The sequence below is a fragment of the Acetobacter oeni genome (assembly GCF_011516825.1).
In the GTDB taxonomy this organism is placed as follows: domain Bacteria; phylum Pseudomonadota; class Alphaproteobacteria; order Acetobacterales; family Acetobacteraceae; genus Acetobacter; species Acetobacter oeni.
The window spans coordinates 1-850 of sequence record NZ_WOTA01000095.1 but is presented as its reverse complement, the minus strand read 5'-3'; the positions used below and the strand labels follow the sequence as shown (position 1 = coordinate 850).

Below are 850 nucleotides of genomic sequence, written 5' to 3'. Positions count from 1 at the left end.
AGGCTCAGGACCTGTTAATTCATTGAAGTAACCGGCACTTTGTGATTCACAGGTTTCCCGACGGAGGGTAAGCCAGTGAGTGATTTGTTTTTGCTATCTGAGCATCAGATGGAGCGGATCAGCCCCTGCTTTCCTCTGGCGCACGGTGTTCCTCGTGTGGATGACCGGCGCGTTCTGAGCGGGATCATTTACGTCATCCGGAACGGCCTGCAGTGGAAAGACGCACCGAAAGCGTATGGCCCGCACAAGACTTTATACAATCGTTTCATCCGATGGAGCCGCCTGGGCGTCTTTGACCGGATCTTTGTCGCCCTGACAGAACAGGCAGGGCGGTCGAAGCGTCTGATGATTGATGCCACACATCTCAAGGCACACAGAACGGCAGCCTCCCTGCTTAAAAAGGGGCTTTTCCCCGCCATATCGGACGCACAAAAGCCGGTCTGAACTCAAAGCTGCACGCTGTGTGTGATGGCGAAGGCCGTCCGGTCCGTCTTCATCTGACGGCAGGTCAGGTCAGTGACTTCAGGGGAGCCTATATTCTGCTGGCGGATCTGCCTGAAGAAACAGAGGAAGTGATCGGATATCGGGGCTATGACAGTAACAAAATCAGACTGTCTCTCGCCGGACAGAATATCACGGCCTGTATTCCGCCGAAAAAGAACAGAAAATCAAAGCCGTCTTACGACTGGCATCTGTATAAGAAACGTCATCTCGTCGAAAACATGTTCGCAAAGCTGAAAGACTGGCGACGTGTCGCAACACGATATGATCGCTGCGCTCATACACTCATGTCTGCAATCCATATCGCAGCAAGCTTCATCTTCTGGCTCAAAGAATGAGTCCTGAGCCT

The 850-nt window shown here is 52.6% G+C and carries 1 protein-coding gene; it reads left to right on the top strand.

Annotation, left to right across the window (positions count from 1 at the left end; all coding sequences use genetic code 11):
* Nucleotides 1-75: 75 nt before the first annotated feature.
* Nucleotides 76-839 (top strand): IS5 family transposase gene (locus GOB90_RS18730; RefSeq protein ID WP_146893152.1). Its coding sequence is split into 2 segments (ribosomal slippage): nt 76-409 and nt 409-839, totalling 765 coding nucleotides; the frame shifts between segments, so codons are not numbered across the junction.
* The last annotated feature ends 11 nt before the right edge of the window (nt 840-850 follow it).